Annotated in this window: 1 protein-coding gene; it reads left to right on the top strand. The window is 63.5% G+C overall.

What is annotated here, in order from left to right; all coding sequences use genetic code 11:
• A partial coding sequence (locus tag NKG99_RS35855) for a UPF0149 family protein (protein WP_352874192.1) occupies positions 1–528 on the top strand: 528 nt, incomplete at its 5' end.
• Positions 529–605 lie beyond the last annotated feature (77 nt).

Here is a 605-nt window from a genome sequence, read left to right as displayed (position 1 = left end):
CGCCCGCTGGTGCGGACCATGTCGGCGCTGGATGGCTTCGTAACGGCAGCGGTCACCGGGCCGCGGTTCCCGGACCCGCAAGACTGGATGTGCCCGCTCATGGGGTTGCCGCGCGACGTCTTGGCCAAAGGCTCTGCAACAGATCGGGCCGTGTTTGCCAGCGTCGCCAGGATCCACAACCGGATCAACGAGACGCTCTTCGACAGACCGCAGGATTATGCGCCCCGATTCGCCACCAAGCCCAGGGGCGGCATCGACGCCCGGCCGTGGTGCCAGGGGTTCTACGCGGCCATGAATCTCAACATCAAAAAATGGAAACGGCTACTCGACCTCAACAACCCCCATCACGGCCTGCTGCTGCCGATCCTGATCTACTGCGTCGACAAAAAGGGGAGGCCCGTCCTCGGCAAGCCCAGGCCAGGACCCGAGACCGCGCACTTCATCGAGCACGAGGCGTACAAAGACATCGCCCTCGTCATCCCCGCTCTGCGCGAACTCCACTACGTCACCCATTATGACTCGGAGTGATCGGCGCCGGCGCGCCGACGAACGAGAGACTAACCATCAAGGCGATTTCGGGAAAGGTGCCTTGGCGCACCGCTTAC

This window comes from Mesorhizobium sp. M1409 (assembly GCF_040317535.1).
GTDB lineage: Bacteria > Pseudomonadota > Alphaproteobacteria > Rhizobiales > Rhizobiaceae > Mesorhizobium.
The sequence above is the reverse complement of the archived record's forward strand: the minus strand, read 5'-3'. Positions and strand labels throughout refer to the sequence as shown.